Below are 20,437 nucleotides of genomic sequence, written 5' to 3'. Positions count from 1 at the left end.
TGGAACTCTTAATCCCCGATCTCAATCTCAGCTTTTTTATTTCTCATTCGCAGTTATATTGTTGTTAAGGAACTTGGTATTTGCCTCTGCAAAATTTTCAAAAAGGGAAAATTCCGTTTTTAAAAACCTGTTCAGCTTTGCCGGCGATTTTCCATACGAAAAAGGCCGTAAAAACCAATGTAGGGAATCGAGTTGGCCCGTCAAGGAAAAACGTAAGGAATTCTTTCGATTTTTTAGAGGAGGCCCCCACCCTACTCTGGGAGGGGGCCGGTGCGGTGGTACCCCCGATCCCTTATCAGAATTTTCTCATTTCGACAAGAACGTTTTTTATGCAAATTCTTGTAGGAACTCCTACAAGAAAGACCTTTTAGGATGGAGAAACGGGCAACAATTGGCCCACAAGTCCGCCTCAAATCCCCTCGCTAAAACACTACCTAGTCCCGGCTTCGAACAGATCGGCCTCCTGTTCCAAATGAATCCATTTCCGAATTCCCCGAAGCAAATCCGGATCGGACAGCTCGGAAGCTTTTCCTTGTCTCAATTCCAACTCCAAGAGAAATTTCTTTCTATCCAACCCTCCGCCATATCCCGTTAGACTCCCATTGGAACCGATCACTCGATGACAAGGTACGATGATCGCGATCGGATTTTTTCCGTTCGCAAGACCTACTGCCCTGGAAGCGCTCGGATTTCCGATCCTACGAGCTAATTCGCCGTAGGAAATGAGAGTCCCGAACGGAATCCGAGTGAGTTCCTGCCAGACCTGCCTTTGAAACGGAGAGCCGACGGAAAAAGAAATCGGAAGATCAAACTCTTTCCTGGAGCCGGCAAAGTATTCCTCGAATTGTCGGATCGCGAGAGAGATCGGTTTTAAACTCGGATCCTCCACCCATTTCGAATCGAGTTCAGCCGCATATTTTTGCTTACTCATATTCACTTTTATGATGTCTTTTCCGTCGGAAAGAATCAGAATCTCTCCGATCGGGCTCTGGGTTTTTCCGTAATAATACATTTTCATTCCTCCAATGATTTCCATAGATGCATGGTCGCGTACGAACGCCACGGCCTCCAAGACTCCGCCTTTTCCAACACTTTACGAGGATTGTCCTCTCCCAACGCTTTACGTATTCCTAAATCGGTATGCGGAAACGCGTCGGGCCAATTCAATCCCCGCATCGCGATGTATTCCGCGGTCCACTTTCCGATGCCTTTGATCTTCATAAGTTCGGCGAGCTGTGCCTCGAAGTTCCCGTCGGGTCGGAGATCCAACTTCCCTTCCGCTACCGCCTTTGAAAAATTCAGAATCGTCTCGGCTCGACCTATAGGCATTCCCAGAGAAGCGATTTTCTTCGCGTCGGTTTTGGCGATCCGTTCCGCATCCGGCATCAGATGGGTCAGACCTGAGATCTCCGTTTCCACTCTAATCCCGAATTTTTCTGCAAATCTTCCCGCGAGCGTGGTTGCGGCCTTTACGCTGATTTGTTGGCCCAAGATTGCGCGGATTCCGACTTCGAACGTATCGAAGGCGCCGGGAACTCGGAGTCCGGGATTTTTTACGGACAATTTACCAAGACGTTTCGAAATCAAAGTGGGTTCGGCATTCAAATCGAATAATTTCCGCAAACGGGAAAGTACGGGCACCAAGACGGGAAGTAAGGAAATGCCGATCTTAGCCTGTAGCATATCCTTTCCGGAAATCGGAGAAACGGAAACCGTTCCTTGAAAGCCCACGATAGATACGGTCCGACTATAGGTTTCTTCCTGGACGGATTCCACTCCGAGCAGAAGCCTTTGATTCAAAAAATCTAATAAAGTTCTCCAATCGAAAGGAGGTCGAAAACTCAGATCACAATTTACATAATCCGTGTCGCGAGCCGCGACCCGAGTCCTTCGGAATTGGCTCGGAACCATCCGATACCTTCCTTTAAAGAGGGCATTGAATCTCCTCAGACTGGAAAAACCGCTCGCAAACGCGATGTCCGTCACACGAAGGTCTGTGTCCGTCAATAGACGCTTTGCCAAAAGCAATTTCTGGGTTTGAGCCAACTCGATCGGAGAAACCCCGAATTCGCTTTTGATCACCCGCCTTAAATGACGCGAAGTCACTCCGAATTCCTCCGCGAGATCCTCCACGGAACCCTCGCTCAATGCGCCTTCTTCTATCATCTGCATCGCCTGATTCGCGAGACGACTTGTCGCTTCCATCGACGAGTAACCGGGTGCGAGTTCCGGCCTACATTTTAAACAAGGTCTGTAACCGGCGACTTCCGCGGCGGCGGCGCTCGGGTAAAACGAGCAATTCTTGAAATGTGCAGCCCTTACCCTGCAAATCGGACGACAATAGATTTTAGTGGTTTTGACCGCAATAAAGAATACCCCGTCGAACCTGGAGTCATGGGTCAAAATCGCTTGGTAACAAATATTCGCGTCCAACATCGACGACACTATACGATACTTTCTCCGGTTTGACTCGCCATTTTCGGACCTGTTCTTCGACACCGGCAGTTCGGAGAAAAAACAGAAATCTCACCGACGACAATTCAAAAAATAAACCCGGAATTTGTCACAGCCTTACCTTTCCTCCGTCTCTACTGAAAAGAGGGAAAAATGGGCCTAAGATTGAATTACGCAAGAGCTTATCCGGAAGCCTTGGAAGCGATGCTAAAAATGGAAAAATTCTCGAAATCAGGAGGAATAGAACCGCAGTTATACGAACTAGTCAAAATACGAGCCTCCCAGATCAATGGCTGTGCATATTGTATCGAAACACATACCAAGGACGCGAGGGCCTTCGGAGAGAAGGAAAGAAGGATCTATCTTCTGAATGCGTGGAGAGAAGCGCCGTGTTATTCCGAAAAGGAAAGAGCTGCTCTAGAAATAACGGAATACGTTACCCGAATCTCCGAGAAGGGAGTTCCGAACGAGGCCTATGAAAACGCGAGAGCACATTTCGACGAGCGCGAATTCGTCGCTCTGGTTGTTCTGATCAATACGATCAATTCCTGGAATAGGATCGCGATTTCGACCGGAATGCAGGCGCTGATGATCTAGGAGAAAGGAATTCGATCCCGACTTACGGAAACGAATTCCTTTTCCGAAAAATCAGTTCGTTTGAAAACGACCGACCAAACCGGTCAGTTGCGTAGCCTGACCCCTCATCTGACCGGAGTAACTCGTAACCTGATCGGCCCCAGCTGCGATCTCTTGCGTTCCTTCCGAAATACTTAGGATCGTTTTCGTGATTTCTTCCGTGGCCCGCTTCTGCTCCAGAACCGCCTCCTCTATCTGAAGACTGAAATTCATCAGACTCGTGGAACTATGACCGATTTCCACCGTATTATTTTCCTGGGTTTTGACGGATACGAGAACGCTCTTGGCCGTACGATCAAACTCTTCCACTCTCGTCTTCAGACGCTTGAGCACGTCGGATGCCTCTTCCACTTTCGCGTTTCCGTTCGTGACCGCATCGTTCGTAGAATTCACCAGATCGCCGATTTCCTGGACGGAAGCGGCCGTCTGTGCCGCTAATTTTCCGATTTCTTCAGCAACGACCGCGAAGCCTTTTCCCGCTTCCCCCGCTCTTGCAGCCTCGATTGCAGCATTCAAAGCGAGTAGATTCGTCTTTTCCGATATGTCGGTAATGATGGAAAGAATTTCGGAAATCCGAGAAGCGGAATCCCGTATCCCGGCCATCGCCCTCGTAGAGGAACTCATCGCACTCTCTCCACTGGCAGCTTCCGCCATGGATTCAGTAGCGAGCGTCGCTAAGCCTTGCATTTCCCGATTGATATTCGTGATCTGTTCGCGTAACAGAATCACGTTACCGTCGATCTCTTTCATGTTCGATACCGCTTTTTCCATAGAGGTGCCTACGTTCGCGGCGGACGATGCCAACTGTTCCACGGCTGCGGAAGATTGTTCCGCTGCGGAAGCCTGGGTCTGAGCCACTTCGGAAAAATTGCCGGAAGAAGAGTTCATCTCGTCGGAAGTCTTGGACATTTTGTCCGCAGTCGAACCGATTTCCAGAACGATCTTACGTAAACTGTCCCTCATCTGAGACATCGAATTCAATACCTTGCCGATTTCGTCGTCATTCGCATAATCGGTGTGGACCGATAGGTTTCCTTTCGCGATCTCTTCCGAGAAACCTATCGCCTGGAGTAAACCCGTGCTAATCAATTTCTTAAAGATCAAATTCAGAACGATCAGTACAGCCACCAAGATCAACACCGAAGTGATCGTACTTTCCAAAATCACGCTCCTTAACTCTTTCCAGAAGATGGATTCGGGAATACTTACTTTTACGACCCAGTATCTAGTCTCTCTCCCGATCCGGAAAGGGGTATAATAGTGGATATGGTCGTCGGAACGACGATCGAATCTCTTCCCCTCGTCTTTTTTCTTCAATACGTAATCCAGCTCTTCTTTATCGCCGATCATCTTGCCGACCGTTTCGATATCGACGCTATGAGCTGCGACCAATCCCTTCGGCGATATTAAGCTGATATAGCCCTGGCCGCGGAACGGTTTAATCCCCTTAAAAAATGCCTGTAGTTGGTCCAGGGAGATATCGATCCCCGCGACCCCGTAGAATTTATCGTCTACACTGATGGGAGCCGTAAGGGATATCATCCATACGTCCTTTCCGTTTACCGGATATAAGTACGGATCGATAACGGCCATTTCGTTCGTCTTTTTTGGAATATTATAAAATTCTCCTTTTTCATCCTCGCGATCGAAATTGACGCAAGGCTCCAGCAAGAGGTCTTCTTCGCTTTTTCCCCTATTGTAATACGGAATAAATCGACCCGTCGCATCGTGACCGGGAGTGTTCACGAATTGGTTGTCGCGACCGTCAAAGGCGTTTGGCTCGTAGATCAGCCAGAAACCGAACCATTTTTTGTTCCTAGACAACATCCCCTGCATGGCCTTTTGAACGGGCGCCCGTTCGTGAGTCGCGTAAATCAACGGCCATCGGAAACCACGAATCATTCCCAATCCGACATCCAGCATATCCTTAACTTCCAAGGACCAGCGGTCGGCGGTGACTTCCGAATTACTTTCGACTTCGTTCTTTAGATTTCTGTAGGAGGAAATGGAATTTAACGTCGCCAAAAGAACAAAACCGGCGAGCAAAACCAAAGAGACATAGATGGAAACTCTTATGCGAATACTCATAGCGAAGAGAAAGGATTCATAGTCCGAAATTTTTTAAAAGTAAAAAAGATATTTTCCTATTCGATATTTGGATTTTTTACGATTCGAGTTTTGAATTTAGCCGATTCCGTTAACCGAACTAGGAAGGCGGATTTTTTCTGGGCTTTTAGTTTTGAATCATTCTATTTCTCAGCTTTTTTCGGTAAAAAATCATGCCCAAACGGTATATGGATTCTCCTTGACCCGATTGAAAACGATCCCAGCCTGGTACCGGACTCGCATGGGCAACCGTTTCTTCATCGCTTTCATCGCCTTTCTCTTTGCGGGCCAAGCCATGCATGCCGCATTCCAACGGTATTATTACGATTTTTCCGTATGTACCTGTAATCATGGTTCCGCTTCCGAAACTCATGGTTCTCATGAAGAAGATCAGTTGTTCGCGAAGAAAATCCTGGAATCCGAAACAAAAGGAATTTCTTCGGCAAACAATGCACGGAATTGCCATTCCAAAGAGGCCCAAGAATCGGCTCCCCACAAATGCTCCTGTAAAAAACACGAAAAATCCTCTCGAACTTTAACCGTTGCCAGTCCTTTTTTAAAGGGAAAGCTCACCTTACGGATTCGTCCGGAATTTTATGCCTTCGAATCCTGGCCAGATTCGGATTCCCTTTTGACATTAGGACACTCTCACCGCATCCTCCGACCCCCTTCCCACTTTTAAATTTCCGGAACATTCAGGCGACGCGGAAGGGCAATTCTCCCATTCCGCAATCTTTCCTCTATTGTCATAGGGCCTTAAAGCGATCGGCGCACCTTTCGAAAATAGAGAGAAATCGATTCGAGTCCTAAGCTCTCCAAAGCTCGGGAAGAGAATCGCCAGGACGGAGAAATAACATTAGGTATTTATAATATGAAAACTATACATGCCGTATTTTTTACGGTGCTATTCGGATTGACGTTCGGAAATTGCGGAGTTTCCAAGGATGGAAGTCACAACCGCGGAATCCTAGCCATGGACCTTATCGTCATGAGCCAGCCCCAGGCTTTGGTTTATATTGCGAACCAAGGAAGCGGAAATTTCGGAGTAAATGTTCTTCAGGTTTCCATGACTGGAGCGGTATCCTTACTTCCCGGAACTTCTTTCGGTGCGATTCCCGGCGGTTTGACGGCCACTGGAATCGGTTCCGGCCATGTCCTGAGCACGGTTAAGGGCGCAAATCAAGTCGCAATTTTGGATGCAAGACAAGGATCCTCTCCGTTAAGGATGCTCTCGGTAGGCACGAATCCGAATACGATCTATGTGGATCCCGCGAATACCGACCATAGCTGGTTGTTAAACGACGGAAACGCGACAGGTGCGGATCCGATTCTATGCTCAGCTACCCAAGGATCCTTTTCGGTCATCCACGACACCTCGGATCCGGTGCTTCTGGCTCATACCCACGCGAACCTATGTGTGGGAAAGGGACCGCACGACGCCGCCTCGCAAACACAGGATCCGAAGCTTGCCATGGTTACAAACCAAGGAGACAATACGGTTTCCGTCATCGACAATAGTGAAGATTCCCCCACTTTCCTAAGTCAAACCGGAGGGATCTTGAACACGATTGCGCTGGCCTCCAAACCGAAAGGAATGGTTTATTCCTCTCTTACGAACCTATTTTACACCTACCTTCCGGCAAGTCCGGGAAGTATAGCGGTAATAGATCCGACCGGAAACGGAAACACGGGAGCATTGGGAACTCCGATCGCAAGCGTAGGAACGACATATTCCGTTCTGAAATCGGACACCACGGGACAGTTTCTGATTCTTGCGGGAACGGATACTTCCACTTCCCCGAACAAAGGAACTTTACAAATCATTAACGTTAGCACCGGTGTAAAAACTCCGATCACCGTGGGTAGCACAGGATTTTCGGATGTGCAGCAATCTCCCGACGGAAAACGGTTGTTCGTATCGACGGCTTCGACAGACGCCTCTACTTCCACGAATCTGATGTACGTTTACGATAGCTCCAATCTTCCCAGTCTGAATCTTTTGAGCACGATTCCCGTAGGAAAAGCCGCCACAACGTACAGAACCTTCGCACTGAACTCGACCGGGAATTCGGTACAGAACATCTTCGTACCGAACTTCAGCGACGGAACGATTTCCGTGATCGACGGAAAAAGCTATAACGTGACGAATTCCTTTACTGTGGGGGGAAATCCTTCTCTTACGACGATCTTTCAACAGGGCAGCGGATCCTCTTCGATGAACATGGGTGGAATGAATGGAATGTAGAAAATTCATTAGCGTCGGAATCTTCATCGCGGTTTTCACGATCTCTCGCGTTCCGATTTCCGCTCAGGAATCGGATCCAGCTCCGGTCGTCCCGCTAGAACAAGCGATTCCGACCGTTCCGGAAGAGAAAAAAAAGGACAGGGAGAAGAAGGTGCACGAACACGGAAAGGATCACCTTCTCGAAGCCCCCGCCGGATTGATGGGAACACACACACATACCCCGGGAACGATTATGGTAGAATATCGTTATATGCTGATGAATATGGGCGGGCTGTACCAAGGAGGAGGCAAAATGGATCCGACATTGCCTCTTCTTCTTCCCCATAATACCGTGACGACCGTCAATCCGATGGCCGGAATGGGAATGGCTCCGAGCACGACGACGAGTTCCACATATATGATGACTCCGGTCAAAATGAACATGGAAATGCATATGGCCACGGCAATGTTCGCGATTACCGAAAATTTGACGGCGATGGCAATGATTCCGTATGTCAGGAATACGATGGAAATGTTGAACGCGGGCTCCTATCTGAACACGTATATGAGCGCTAAAGGTGTGGGAGACATACAAGGACAACTGTCCTATCGATTCGTTCATAAGGAAAACCATAACCTCCTTGTGAACTTCGGCTTCAGTTTTCCGACGGGTTCCATTGACGAAAAAGATACTATGGGGCCCGGAACCGTGCGAAGCAAAGTACCGTATAACATGCAGCCGGGAACGGGAACCTACAACCCTTCTCCCGGGCTCACTTATACGGGAAAATGGGAAAAGATTTTTTGGGGAAGCCAAGCGTTTGCCAATTTAAGGAACGGAAAGAATGCGAATGCTTATAAATTCGGAAACCGTTACGAGGCTTCGGTATGGATCGGATACAAAATCGCGGATTGGATCTCGTTATTGGGAAGATTTCAATTCCAAAAATGGGAGAATATCAGCGGAGCGGATCCGATCTTGAGCGTTTTAATGGATCCGCAAAACGATCCCGAGAGGCAAGGAGGAAGAAGATCCGTGGTATATGCGGGAACGAATATCAGACTTCCTTTCGGTTCGGAAGTGGAAACTAGGCTGAACCTAGAATACGGAGTCCCTGTTTACCAACACTTAAACGGACCTCAATTGGGATTGAAATCCGCGTTTAACGTTTCGGCACAGGCGATTTTCTAGATGGACCTCCGGGAAGTTCGGTTTCTCAGCCTTCTTTCGATCTTATCCGTATTCTCGTTTTTTTCCTGCGAAAATTCCGGTGCGGATAAGATTCGCGGAGGCGATTTAGAAGCGCTCCTGCTCAGTAGCCAACAGATCAGCTACCAATGTTCCGTAGTTAGGCCGACCTTCGCCAGCCTTAGCCAAGGACAGGGAACGACATACCATTGCGGAACTTGTCATAGCGGAAGCAATATCAACGGAGGCGTAGATATCACCAGCTACAATTCCGTTTCGTCTGTGGTGGTGCCGGGCAATCCGAATGCGAGCATTCTTTTTCGAGTGGTCGTTCCCGGAGGATTGATGTCCGCCTATACGGCGGACACTCTCAACCAGACCATCTATTGTTGGATTAAGGGAGGCGCAAATCCATGAACCGGAATCGACGGATTTTGAATTCGCTTCGAACCTTTCTTCCTCTTTGTGTCTTGTTGCTATCTGCTCATTCCGTAAAAGGCGTGGAATTTCCCGAATCCAAATTAAGACTTTCTTCCGCCAGAATCTATTTCCGTAGCGTCGCTCCCCAAGAAACGATTTACGGCTCCGGCCGGACCGCTTCGGGAGAAGTAGATCCTTTGAATAAGACGGTGTCTATCAGGATAGACCTTCGGGATTTTCGGACAGCAAACCGTCTAAGAGATTCCCATCTTCATGATAACTATCTGGAGACGGAGGAGTTTCCGACGGCAAAATACGAAGGAAGAATTCTCGACTTCGATCCCGGCTCCGGAAAAGTAAAGACCGTAGGAACATTACTCCTACACGGAAAAGAAAAAAAGGATTTTCTAATAGAAGGAATATTACTCAAAAATCCGGAGGGATTCTCCTATTCCGCCGACTTCCTAATCTCCTTGAACGATTTCTCAATCGAAATTCCGACTCTGCTCTCGTTGAAATTGAACGAAAAAATCGAGATCAAAACGGTCTTTCAACTCGAACCAGTACTCCGATCAAAATGAACAAGAAATACCTGCTCTTTCTGCTCCTCATTCCGGTTCTTCCGACATTTTCGAAAGGCTCCACATTCATGAGTCCGACGATGATCAACCTTCCTTCCACCGAAGACGTCGGTTATAAAAATCTGGACCTGAGATTCAATCATAGATTCGGAGACGCTCAATCCGGATTTTCAAACCTCTTCGGATTGGACTCCGGCGCGAACATACTGATCGGAGGCGACTACGGACTTACGGATCGGATCTCCGTAGGAGCAGCCAGGATTTCCGCGAATAAAACCTACGAATTGAGGTCCAAGATCCGTTTGCTTACCCAAACCGAGGGCTTCCCGTTTACTGTCAGCTTTTGGGGAGTCGCTTCCCAAGATACGGACAAGCAGGTCGTTCCCTTAAGTCCCGCGATCCAAGTTCCCTCGAGCGGAAATTCGGCACTGGACGCACAAATTTCGCAAAATCTAAATCATTACACCTTATCAGATAACGATAAAAGAAGTTATATGACCTCGTTCCTGATTTCGAGGAGATTCAATGACGTATTTTCCCTACAGATTTCTCCGACATTCGTCCATCGGAATTTCGTAAAGTCCACGCTCCAAAACGACCGCTACGGAGTGGATATAGGAGGTAGGATCAAACTGTTTCGACGGGTGGATTTTACGTTCGAAACGATTCTCACAAAACAGAGGGATTACATTGGCACGGACTATGCGTCCGCCGATAGACAAAGCAAGATCGCCGGACTACCGACTCTTACGTCGAACGATATAAATACTTTGTATTCTCTTCCGAGGGATTTGCCTTCCGTCTATCTTCAGAACGTAACGTTACACAAGCACGCCCCCCATTATTCGGTACCGTTCAGCTTCGGCGTGGATTTCGAAACGGGAGGGCACGTATTTCAACTTTTCATAACGGATATTGCCGCCCTAGCCCAGACAAAATTGCTGAACGGAGGAGAATACGATTTCGGAAAGCGTCAGTATTCCCTCGGCTTCAACATTCATCGGAACTTCTCTTTCGAAGATAACTTAGGTCCTTCCGAATGGGAGGACAAAAAACCCGTTTCCGAAACCAAACCGGAAGAAACGAAGACGTCTCCCCAGGAAGAAAGCCCGCCTCCAAAGCAAGCCGAATAGAAACGAAGATTCGATCGAAAAAGCGAATTCCTATTTTTCCAGGCTCGCGTACATTTCCTTAGGTCTTCCCGCAAGTTCCGCCAAGAGAACTCCCGTCATCACCAGGCCGCAACCGATGAGACCGAATTTCCCCAATCTTTCATCCAATACGTAAAATGCGATCAAAGCTGAAAACACCGGCTCCAGGGAAAAAATCAATCCGGCTCGAGTGGGCGTAACCGCTTTCTGGTACTTCGTCTGGAGGAAAGTGGTTCCCACCGAGGAAATCAATCCGTTGTAAATCAAAGCGGGCAAAACTCCGGATTCCCAATGCCACATCAAAGTTTCCCAGTCCAATGCGTCCAACAGGAAAGCCAGTATGAAAGAAAGCAGACTAGTGAGTAGAGTTTGCGAGAGCAGAAGAGTCCGAATGGACACTTCCCGGCTCGCTTTATCCATTAGAAGAATGTAAAACGAAAAGAAGAGGGCACCGGCAAGCGTGATCAGATCACCCCAATCGAAGCGAAAAAGAAACTGGGCGTCCTGCGGACCCGCATCCGCCGAAAGAAAAACGAGACCTCCCATCACTACGGCGACCCCGAGCAGATTCCCCGTATTCGGGAGTCGTCTAAAAAATATAGTCTGCAGGATCGGAGTGATCACGACGAGGGTTCCGGTTAAAAAGCCGGATTTCGTCGCCGTGGTAAATTTCAACCCTATGGTTTGACAGGCAAATCCCAAAAACATCCAGAGACCCAAAAGAAGGGAAACTCGAATATGGGAGGAGTCCTCTTTTTCGCCGGGACCTTTTTCGCTTAACAAAGCAAAGGCTAAAAACACCAAGGAAGCGATTGCGAAACGGATCCCTAAAAAAAGAGAAGGGGAAACGGAAACGAGGCTCATTTTCGTCGCCGTAAATGTCCCTCCCCAAACGAGGGTGCACAAGACTAGAGCCGCTTCGTTTTTAAACCGAACCATGCGAAATTTAGATCTCATACAGACTCTTAGGCATTGCCGTAAAATTTCCGTTCCGGGCCAATCAATCTTGTCCTCATTCCTTCTTCAATACCAAATCCACGGCTTTCCAGGATTTCCACGTAGGACCTTCCCAATACAACGGGGCATAACCGGTCTTTTCCACCCGAAGTTTGACCTTCCTTAAAAAAGGAAACGACTGGAAATAGATTCCGTCCGCAGGTCTTGCGGTTCTGATTTCTCCGTGATAGTACGTCTGGTTCTCGAAAACTATGTTCGCATCCAAAGGGTGACCGTTCTCATCCGCGATCCGAAAAAAAACCTTATCGCCTTCCAACAATTCCCGGAGGAGAAGTTTCCAAGCGGGACGCATGGATTCCACGATTTTCGGCACGTCGGAGTATGGAGGATTGGAATGGGAAGTTTCGAGAAGATAAGCTAAAGTTCCATATTTAAAGAAAAAATAATCCTGGTCCACTCCGTCGACCCCATAGATATTCTTTCTTGCCCGGAAGGCCTTGTCAGGATTATAACTTCTGATTTCAGCGGCGATTTTATTTCCTAAGCTCCAAGCAAGGTCGGGATCCGGATTGCGGGTATCGTCTATCGTATAAGGCACGAGGATGCAATTCGCGTATGCGTGATAGCTGATGGATCCGACAAACCTTTCCTTTTCCGCCAAGGCCATCATGGCAACGGTCTCCGGCTCGGATCCTGGACGCGGCCCCCGGTAAAAAACACTGGAAGGCAAAGGAGAGGTCTGATTCGACCTGGTCTTCCCCCAAAAAAAAGGATAATTCCTGTTGATATCCACGCCGGGATTATCTTTTTCTAATATGGATCCGTAGCCGGGATAACCGTTCTTCCGCCCCATCGCGATCGTCTCGTTCCAAAAAACGTTGGCTCCGTCCGGATTTACGATGGGAACGATCCAAATCTTCAGTTTGGACAATGCATCCGAATATTCTTTTTTGGAGGATAGGACGCCGTATATTACGTCGTAACAGTGTTCCACGGAGATCACTTCGTTGGAGTGGTGAGCACAATTAAAAAGAACGGAGACTTTTCCCGCGTCCGCAGTCCTATGATCCGTAAGAAGGATCGCGAAGATGTCCGCCCCCCTGCTGGATTTTCCGATGACCTGAAAAGACGCCTGCCTGGGAAAGAGTTTCGAGATCCAGTATAGATATCTGAAATTTAGGGAATTATCCTTGTAGCCTTTCGTTACGTCGCCTAATGCGAATATGGTTTCGTTTACCAACTCCTGATAATTGCCGGAGTAATATTTGAAAGGATACTTGTATACTTGGGAAATTCCCTGTTTCGGAAAACCGTACGACTTTAGGTCGGACCTCGGAACAGCCGCGTAGAAGGAGTCCCTTTCTTCGAACGTAAAGGGCACCCGGTAATCCGTGATTCGAAGGAATTCCTCTCTGGAATTCCGGTCCACTTTCAGGAGGGTCATTTTACCCGGATCGTTCAGAGGCCGGGACGGGATGGTATCACGATAAATACAGGACCAGCTCGCAGGAACACAAAAAAGAACCAGATTGCAAAAAAGAAAAAAGCGAAACCTGAACGACACCAAAAGAAAAGGTATTGTTCCGCCTTCGCTTTGCAAACCAAGAAAATACGGATTCGAGGAAAGAATCCTCCGTAAGCCTTATTTTTTAATCCAGTACTGCGTCCTACCGATCAGGGAAAAACCGACATATCCGCGGACTTCCAGTTTCCTACCGCCTTCCACGGAGCGAAGAAAACATTTGTACCAAACTCCGTCGTTCGGATCGAGGATGCGTCCCCCGGCCCATTTGTCTCCGTCGGGAGAAAGTCCCTTAATGATCACCATTCCGAGAACCGGCTTATCTTTTTCCGGTCCGTCGCATTCGGTGCAACGAGCAGGTTTGCCGTCCTTGTCGTTCGGCTCGGTAAGACTGGACACTTTCCCGTAAACCTTCCCGCCCTGTTCGTAGATGTCCACTACGGATTCTTCCTTACCTTGTTCGTTGATCGTTTTCCACGAGCCTACGATCGGTAAGGGATCGGCAAACGCGGAAACGGCGAAAAGGAGCAGGCCGGATAAAAGCAATCCCTTCAAAATCTGTTTCATTGTGAATTCCCGAAATGTCGCGACTCCGGAGGAACCTCCGGAGAAATCACATCTCTAACTTATTTTTTGAGCCAAGTTTGGGTTCTACCGATCAAAGAAAATCCGATGAATCCCCGCACGTTCAGTTTTTTACCGCCGTCTACGGCCTTTAACTTACATTTGTATATTTTGCCGTTGTTCGGATCCATAATGGTTCCGCCGGTAAACTCTTCTCCGTCCGCGGAAAGGCCTTTGATGATTACCAAACCGACGACAGGCTTGTCCTTGTCGGCGCCTTCGCATTTCGTACAAACTTTCGGTTTTCCGTCCTTATCGTTCGGATCCCGCAGGCTGACAATCTTGCCGTAAACTTTTCCACCTTGTTCGTAAACCTCGACGACCGACTTTTCGGCACCGTCTTCGTCATCAATGGTCTTCCATTTTCCGACTACGGGAGCAGGCTGAGCGAACAGCGAGTCGGAAAGAAGGAATGCGGCCAATACGACGGAAAGAGCGATTAATTTTTTCATGGTCGATGAACTCCTTAACGTGTTTCTGGAAAAAGTAATAATTGGGGCGGAGATCGGACGATCAAGCAAACTATTCGTGAGAGTGAGTTTTTTTCCTCGGAAAACGGACTTCCATGGAGTCGGAACAGACTTTGTTCCTAAGGAATAAATCGAAACAGAGCTACCCAATCCGTTTTCTCTTTTTAAAACGAATGTTTTAAAATAAACACATTTTTTGATGTCCCGGGCGGCCGCCTGTGCGGATCTTTCCCGCGATACAATTTCTCCGCCTAAGCGACTCCGCCTCGAAAATTCGAGGTTATCCTGTGGAACCGCGAGATGCCTTTTCCTTACGAAGAACTGCAAAGAGAGTCAGGGCCACATTCAAATTTTCTCGCGAAACAAAGCGAATGAAACCCGCAAAATAATACAGACATTTTTTAGCAAAGACACGTAAGAGGGACCTGCTCCCCGAAACGGAGGAGATAGGTTTCAGAATCGTGAACGTCACATCGGAAAACCCGCATTGACCCGCGAGAAAAGACAGGGTTTTTTCCTTATAATGATTAATATGGTCCTTCGCTTCCAAGTAATGCGCGTCCGGATCCCTTCCCAAAAACGCCACTTTCAATTTCGCCTTCAGGAGTTGGATCGGAAAGTTCGGAGTTTCCACGAATAGAATTCCTTCGGGCTTCAAAAGAGTATGCAGATACTCCAGCAAACTATGCGGATTCGGAATATGCTCTAAAACATCCCAAAGGGTAATAACATCGAAACTTTCCCTGGGCAAATCGCTATTTTGAACGATCCCGGAATGAACGTCCGATAGCATGTTTTTTTCCCGAGCAAAACGGACGGCATCTTCCGAAATCTCGTAACCTACGGTTTTCCACCCGGGCTTCATTTCGTTGATCGTGCGAATAAAAAAACCGAGTCCGCAACCTACGTCCAAGATCCTTCCTTCCGGACTTTTTAAGAATGTATCGCAAAAACCCTTGTAGATATTCCGGTGAGCGACATCCCACCAGTGCAGATCATAATGTTCCACTCCTTGCGACCAGTAACCGTCGTAGTGCTCATCCTGTACAAAAGTGGAATACACATGACCGCATCCGAGACATTCCACGATCGGAATCGAATTTTCGACAAAAAGGATTTTGCGTTCTTCCCTTCCGCATAAATAGCAGGACTTGCGATGTACCGGCGTCGAGTTCATTAAGATTTGCATATATTTCGCGTTCTAAAATACAAACGAAACTTCCATTCCAATTGTAATAATTTCACTTACAATCCATCCAGATGCTTATTCTACCCGAAGAACGCAAACGAAAAATAAAGGCAATCCGGAAATTGCCGACCGTTCCGAAGAGAAGGAGGGAAATTTAAGACATCCGCGTCAAAAGTTTTTTATCACTAAAGGAATAGGCTTTAGAATAGAGAGAGGTGATAAAATAGAACATTATAAATTCTGCATTTATTAAGAAAAATTCGATTTGACCAATTATGATCATTGATCATTTTATGTTCTTACGACTCACACGGAAGTAGTATGGAATATCGAAACAAAGTGATATTGATTACCGGTGCATCCTCCGGAATCGGCAAAAGCACCGCCAAGGCTCTCGCGCAATTCAATAATACCATTATATTGACTGCCAGGAGGGAAAGCCTCCTCAAGCGGGTCGCGAACGACGTCATAAAATCCGGAAGCGAATGCCTTACCTTCGTCGGAGACGGAAGAGAACCTTCCCACGCCGAAGCGGTCGTGGATGAAATCGTAAAAAGATTCGGAAAAATCGACATCGCGCTATTAAACATCGGGATGGGTCCTCCGTCCAACACACTGGAAGCGTCCGTGCAGACCATCTTGGATTGCATGGACATCAATTACAAATCCCTGATCAATTTCTACGTCCCGTTGATTCGACAAATGAAAAAACAGAAAGAAGTCTGCATGATCTCTCATATGAATTCCTTAGCTACTTATTTCGGAATTCCTATGCAAGGGGATTACACTGCGGCAAAAGGCGCGGCCCGATTATTTTTGGAAACCGTAAGGATGGAACTAAAGCATTTCGGATTCGAACATATCCGAATCCAAACCGTACACCCCGGATTTGTGGATACCGACGCGTCTAAAAACGACGGAATACCGGCGCCGAACCAAATCAGCGAAGAGAAAGCCGCGGCTTATGTTTTAAAAGGATTTCAAAAAGAATGGAAAGAGAATCGTTTTCCGTTCGGAACCTCCCTAGCGACCCGAATCGGAAGAATCGCTCCACTTCGGCTACGTACAAAAATCCTGCTCTCGGAAGCTCCGAAAAATTTTTGATTCGTGCACTTAGAGGTGCGATCCGAAATTCGTACTAAGACTTTCAAGGGAAACCAAAGCATGAAATATAAGTCGAATTTCGCCACTCTTGCAGAATACAATTTATGGATGAACGAGAGTCTCTATACGGCTGCGGAAAAATTAAGCGACGAAATCCGAAAGAAAGACAAGGGCGCTTTCTTTTCTTCGATCCATGGCACCTTCAATCATATACTCTGGGCGGATAAGGCTTGGCTTGCTCGATTTGAAAAGAACGGATTCGGATCGGAGATTCTAGCGCAATCCGTTCGGTTTCTTTCCACTTCAGATGTCGCAGACTATAGATTCGAATCCTATGAATCGTTTTCGGATTTGAAGAAGGAACGATCGGAGTTGGACCACACAATCATCCGTTGGATCAAAGACGGTTTGTCCGAGGAGAAAATCATGCAAAATCTCCAGTATAAAAACACGAAAGGAATTCCTTGTGTGACGCCGGCATACGAAGTTTTAACGCATTTTTTCAACCATCAAACCCACCATAGAGGCCAAATTACGACTTTATTATTCCAGGAAGGAGTGGACCCCGGAATTACGGATCTGATTTATTTTCTGAGAGTTCGCGCTTAAACCGCGAGCGTCTTTTCCCGGTAGGCCTCCAGATTCCTTCCCCACTTCGAAGTCGTTTTTTCTCTTGCAAATAAGCGGTACGCTCGAATGATCACGTACACCGAGCGAATTTCGAGATCCAACGGCGCGATGAGTTCCTTTCGTCCAGTTCATTTCCTTCTAATCTTTCTCTTCCTATGCTTACCCTCCGTAGAGCGAGTCTCCGGAAATCCGGCGACGGGTCCGACTGTTCCCGTGCCCGTTAAACTTCCTTGCCAAGGAAAAAAGATTCAGAATATGCAATGCATTCCGGGAGGAGATTTCATCCGCGGAAGCGAGGAATTCGAACCGGACGAGAAGCCGGAAGGAATCGTCTATATCAGCGATTTCTTTATCGATACCTACGAGGTTACGAACGCAGACTTCAACAAGTGTTTGGAAGCCGGCAAATGCAAGGACTGCCTACAAAAAGGAACCTGCGATTATATCGGACCGAGATACGGAGAACCTTATTTGCGACCGAAACAACCCGTGGTCGGAGTGAGTTGGTACACCGCAAAAGAATATTGCGAATGGCAGGGAAAACGCCTTCCGACTGAAGCGGAATGGGAAAAAGCCGCGCGAGGACCGAACGGGAATTTGTATCCCTGGGGAAACGAGGTCGCGACCTGCAAAAATTCGATCATCATGGAAAGAAACCGCAAAGGCTGTTCCAGAAGGGTATTATATCCCCCGAATCTCATGACCACCAAGGATGTGGGAAGCCGTCCCTCCGGCATTTACGGACTTTATGATATGGCCGGAAATTCGTGGGAATGGGTACAGGATTGGTATGCTCCGGATTATGCTGCTTGCGGAGAAGAATGTAAGGGAGTCGATCCGCAAGGTCCCTGCCAAGGACAGGAGTCCTGCCCAGGGTACGATAAGAAGGTTCTGAAAGGGGGATCCTGGTGGTGGTCGGCCGAGTACGCCAGAGGATCGAAACGAAGGGCACACATACCGCAGAATTTCCCGGAATACCATCATTTCGGCTTCCGTTGCGCGAAAGACGCGTACGATTAAAATCTTGCAAATGCGGCTCCTCCCGTGCGAATAATAATATCGGGAGTCTTTCCCGACAAATGCGTAAAAATGAAAAGCGAAATAGAAAAATTCCCCCTAAAGCCGTATTTCCGAACTCTGTTCGTTCTGATAGGAATATTCGTATTTCAAAATAATCTAAATTCTCAGCCCACTCCGACAACTCTCTGGCCTCAGTCGACTTCCCCCGTGGATCTGCAAAAATGGTCCGTTATTCACTCGACAAAAGATCCTTTGGTCGATCGTACAACATTCGATCAACACTCGAATCCGGAGCCAGTTTCCATGACCCGCATCACCGGTTCCGATCCTTGGGGAAAATATTTTTCGCTCTATTCGCATACCGTGAAGTGTGCCCGTTCGAATGGACGCGAGGATTGCCCGTTAACGACGGCAGTTTATCTGCCGTTCTGCCCCGCCGGATGTTTGCTCCTTCAGGAAGGGAAAATCCCGGAGTCGGATTCCTCTCCCGTAGGAGCACAAAAAAGGGATGCAAAACCGCGGATCGTCCCCTTGGAAAGATTCGGCGAGGAAGAACGTCTATCGTTGGTCCTCTCCCCCTTTGACGGTCCGAGAGGACTCAGAGAGGATCCGATTTTCGGAACGTTCGAAGAGATCCAATCCGTATTCCTACTCAAAGCTACGAGAGTGCTGTTCTTCACCTCTTTAGAACTGTTTTCCTTCGTCTTTTTCATATTCATTTATATCCGGAGAAGGCAGGATAAATTCAATTTGTCCTTCGCCTTGTTAAATCTGTCTCTGGCGCTATGGTACCCTTCCTACGAAGGTTGGGGCGCTTATCTCGTGGATTCTCCCTGGATTTACGTTTTCTTCGGTTATTCCGTCGGGGCCTTTCTTCCCATCCTGTTCCACGAATTTACGAGAGGCGTATTCCAAACTCCCCGGGATAGGATCGGAACGTCGCTGGAGTTTCTCTTTTTTATCCATACGTTATGGCCTTCTTTGGAGTTCGGATTGACGGGAGGCTTGTCCAACTTCGGAAAATACGCCTTTCACAGTTTCATCATCGTATTGGTCGTCTTCTTCGCATATACGATCTATCTCTTCGTGCAATTCCGGAAAACCAGTATCCTGTCGTTCCGATGGGTGGTCTCCGGACTCGTTCTTGTGGCCTCCTCCTCCTTTTACACCGTGCTCTCCTTTGCGGGAATCGGTCGATCGGGTATCTGGGTAAACGAAAGCTTTCTGGGTCTTACATTGTTATTCAGTCTAGCGTTAGCGAAACGTTATGCGGAAGTATTCCGCGCCTTGGAAAATTCCCAGGTGAAGCTGAAATTGTTAAACGAATCTCTTGAGAGTAAAGTCGAGGAAAGGACAAGGATTATAGAATTACAAAAAACGGAGCTGGAACAAAAGGGAAAGATCCTGGCAAAAGACCTTTCCATTGCGGGAAAGATCCAGTCCGCGTTGCTTCCCAGGGAAATGCCGGTGATTCCTCACGCTTCCATGGCCTATCGATATCGCCCCATGATGGAGATCGGAGGAGATCTTTTGGACGTATTGTACGACCCTAAATCGGGAACCTTAGGAATGTTCATAGGAGATGTGACCGGCCACGGAGTTTCCGCAGCTCTCCTTGCCTCTATGGTAAAGATGACTTTAGGAAGTTGGGCCAATTACTTACAGGAACCCTCTGCTCTACTTCTCCATATACGAGAACAACTCGAAGGAAAATTGGACGGACATTTCTTGACCGCAACCTTCGTCATCGTGGATTTGAATACGGGACATTCGCTCATCGCCAACGCCGGCCATCCTGAATGCTTGGTCCTGCGCAAGGACGGAAAAATCGAATTCTACAGACCGAAAGGAATGGCGATCTACGAATCCATTCCTACCCTCTATGAAACGGAAAGCGTCCCCTTGAGACCTGGCGATAAGATCGTGCTATACACCGACGGGATTCCGGATGCCAGAAATGCGGACGGAGTTTTACTCGGCGAGGAAAACCTGGCCGAACTCCTGAAAAGAAACGCCCATCTTTCCCCCGAGCATCTCTGCGACGCGGTTATGAAAGGAGTCCAGTCCTATCAGGGGGAGAATTTTTCCCACCAGTACCAGGACGATATGGCCCTACTAGTCGCCGAATATGAAGGATAAAAAATCCCTTTTTTTACTTGC

The 20,437-nt window shown here is 47.8% G+C and carries 20 protein-coding genes; 11 read left to right on the top strand and 9 right to left on the bottom strand.

Annotated features, from left to right (window positions below; all coding sequences use genetic code 11):
• Positions 1-430: 430 nt before the first annotated feature.
• Both EHO60_RS14780 and alkA read right to left on the bottom strand, forming a co-directional pair.
• Complete coding sequence (locus tag EHO60_RS14780) at positions 431-1,063, bottom strand: methylated-DNA--[protein]-cysteine S-methyltransferase (protein WP_246028334.1); 633 nt, start codon at positions 1,061-1,063, stop codon at positions 431-433.
• A complete protein-coding gene (alkA, locus tag EHO60_RS14775; RefSeq protein WP_135768990.1) occupies positions 1,015-2,436 on the bottom strand; it encodes a DNA-3-methyladenine glycosylase 2 in 1,422 nt (473 codons plus the stop codon). The genes EHO60_RS14780 and alkA overlap by 49 nt, the downstream gene beginning before the upstream one ends.
• Before the next feature lie 171 nt (positions 2,437-2,607).
• On the opposite strand from alkA, the gene EHO60_RS14770 reads away from it, so the two are divergent.
• A complete protein-coding gene (locus EHO60_RS14770) occupies positions 2,608-3,051 on the top strand; it encodes a carboxymuconolactone decarboxylase family protein (RefSeq protein ID WP_135768981.1) in 444 nt (147 codons plus the stop codon).
• Between the two features lie 51 nt (positions 3,052-3,102).
• Here EHO60_RS14770 and EHO60_RS14765 read toward each other — a convergent pair whose 3' ends face one another.
• Positions 3,103-5,178 (bottom strand): methyl-accepting chemotaxis protein, encoded by a 2,076-nt coding sequence (locus EHO60_RS14765; RefSeq protein WP_135768980.1) that lies wholly within the window; start codon positions 5,176-5,178, stop codon positions 3,103-3,105.
• A 259-nt stretch (positions 5,179-5,437) separates the two neighbouring features.
• Between EHO60_RS14765 and EHO60_RS14760 the strand changes: the two genes are divergently transcribed.
• From EHO60_RS14760 to EHO60_RS14735, 6 genes are all read left to right on the top strand, one after another.
• A complete protein-coding gene (locus tag EHO60_RS14760) occupies positions 5,438-5,878 on the top strand; it encodes an LIC_11090 family protein (RefSeq protein ID WP_135768979.1) in 441 nt (146 codons plus the stop codon).
• 189 nt (positions 5,879-6,067) lie between these two features.
• Positions 6,068-7,441, top strand: a complete 1,374-nt coding sequence (locus tag EHO60_RS14755; RefSeq protein WP_135768978.1) for a YncE family protein — start codon at positions 6,068-6,070, stop codon at positions 7,439-7,441.
• Complete coding sequence (locus EHO60_RS14750; RefSeq protein WP_135768977.1) at positions 7,431-8,612, top strand: transporter; 1,182 nt, start codon at positions 7,431-7,433, stop codon at positions 8,610-8,612. Before EHO60_RS14755 ends, EHO60_RS14750 begins: the two co-directional genes overlap by 11 nt.
• Entirely contained in the window at positions 8,613-9,026 is a 414-nt protein-coding gene (locus EHO60_RS14745; RefSeq protein ID WP_135768976.1) for an LIC11213 family lipoprotein, read from the top strand.
• Positions 9,023-9,610: a YceI family protein gene (locus tag EHO60_RS14740; RefSeq protein ID WP_135768975.1), complete on the top strand. Its 588-nt coding sequence runs from the start codon at positions 9,023-9,025 to the stop codon at positions 9,608-9,610. Before EHO60_RS14745 ends, EHO60_RS14740 begins: the two co-directional genes overlap by 4 nt.
• On the top strand, positions 9,607-10,743 hold the full coding sequence (locus tag EHO60_RS14735; protein ID WP_246028333.1) for a DUF5777 family beta-barrel protein: 1,137 nt from the start codon (positions 9,607-9,609) through the stop codon (positions 10,741-10,743). The genes EHO60_RS14740 and EHO60_RS14735 overlap by 4 nt, the downstream gene beginning before the upstream one ends.
• A gap of 30 nt (positions 10,744-10,773) precedes the next feature.
• Here the strand turns inward: EHO60_RS14735 and EHO60_RS14730 are convergent, their stop codons facing one another.
• From EHO60_RS14730 to EHO60_RS14710, 5 genes are all read right to left on the bottom strand, one after another.
• Complete coding sequence (locus tag EHO60_RS14730) at positions 10,774-11,718, bottom strand: DMT family transporter (protein WP_246028332.1); 945 nt, start codon at positions 11,716-11,718, stop codon at positions 10,774-10,776.
• Between the two features lie 55 nt (positions 11,719-11,773).
• Positions 11,774-13,282 carry a M14 family zinc carboxypeptidase gene (locus EHO60_RS14725; RefSeq protein ID WP_425460306.1) on the bottom strand — a complete coding sequence of 503 codons (1,509 nt, stop codon included), beginning with the start codon at positions 13,280-13,282 and terminating at the stop codon, positions 11,774-11,776.
• 78 nt (positions 13,283-13,360) lie between these two features.
• Positions 13,361-13,807, bottom strand: coding sequence for a DUF2147 domain-containing protein (locus EHO60_RS14720; RefSeq protein ID WP_135768972.1), 447 nt, complete (start codon positions 13,805-13,807; stop codon positions 13,361-13,363).
• A gap of 59 nt (positions 13,808-13,866) precedes the next feature.
• Positions 13,867-14,316, bottom strand: a complete 450-nt coding sequence (locus EHO60_RS14715; protein ID WP_135768971.1) for a DUF2147 domain-containing protein — start codon at positions 14,314-14,316, stop codon at positions 13,867-13,869.
• Between the two features lie 298 nt (positions 14,317-14,614).
• Positions 14,615-15,511 carry a methyltransferase domain-containing protein gene (locus EHO60_RS14710; RefSeq protein WP_135768970.1) on the bottom strand — a complete coding sequence of 299 codons (897 nt, stop codon included), beginning with the start codon at positions 15,509-15,511 and terminating at the stop codon, positions 14,615-14,617.
• Between the two features lie 333 nt (positions 15,512-15,844).
• On the opposite strand from EHO60_RS14710, the gene EHO60_RS14705 reads away from it, so the two are divergent.
• Both EHO60_RS14705 and EHO60_RS14700 read left to right on the top strand, forming a co-directional pair.
• The gene (locus EHO60_RS14705; RefSeq protein ID WP_135768969.1) at positions 15,845-16,627 is read left to right on the top strand and encodes an SDR family NAD(P)-dependent oxidoreductase; all 783 of its coding nucleotides are present in this window, start codon (positions 15,845-15,847) and stop codon (positions 16,625-16,627) included.
• A gap of 60 nt (positions 16,628-16,687) precedes the next feature.
• The gene (locus EHO60_RS14700; protein WP_135768968.1) at positions 16,688-17,236 is read left to right on the top strand and encodes a DinB family protein; all 549 of its coding nucleotides are present in this window, start codon (positions 16,688-16,690) and stop codon (positions 17,234-17,236) included.
• On the opposite strand, the gene EHO60_RS17335 is transcribed toward EHO60_RS14700, so the two are convergent.
• Entirely contained in the window at positions 17,233-17,358 is a 126-nt protein-coding gene (locus EHO60_RS17335; RefSeq protein WP_281283061.1) for a hypothetical protein, read from the bottom strand. The two genes, EHO60_RS14700 and EHO60_RS17335, sit on opposite strands and share 4 nt — an antisense overlap.
• Before the next feature lie 7 nt (positions 17,359-17,365).
• Between EHO60_RS17335 and EHO60_RS14695 the strand changes: the two genes are divergently transcribed.
• A complete protein-coding gene (locus EHO60_RS14695) occupies positions 17,366-18,277 on the top strand; it encodes a formylglycine-generating enzyme family protein (RefSeq protein ID WP_135768989.1) in 912 nt (303 codons plus the stop codon).
• A 303-nt stretch (positions 18,278-18,580) separates the two neighbouring features.
• Positions 18,581-20,416, top strand: a complete 1,836-nt coding sequence (locus tag EHO60_RS14690) for a SpoIIE family protein phosphatase (RefSeq protein WP_246028331.1) — start codon at positions 18,581-18,583, stop codon at positions 20,414-20,416.
• Positions 20,417-20,437 lie beyond the last annotated feature (21 nt).

The organism is Leptospira fletcheri (assembly GCF_004769195.1).
Classification (GTDB): domain Bacteria; phylum Spirochaetota; class Leptospiria; order Leptospirales; family Leptospiraceae; genus Leptospira_B; species Leptospira_B fletcheri.
This window is presented reverse-complemented; position numbering and strand designations above follow the sequence as displayed.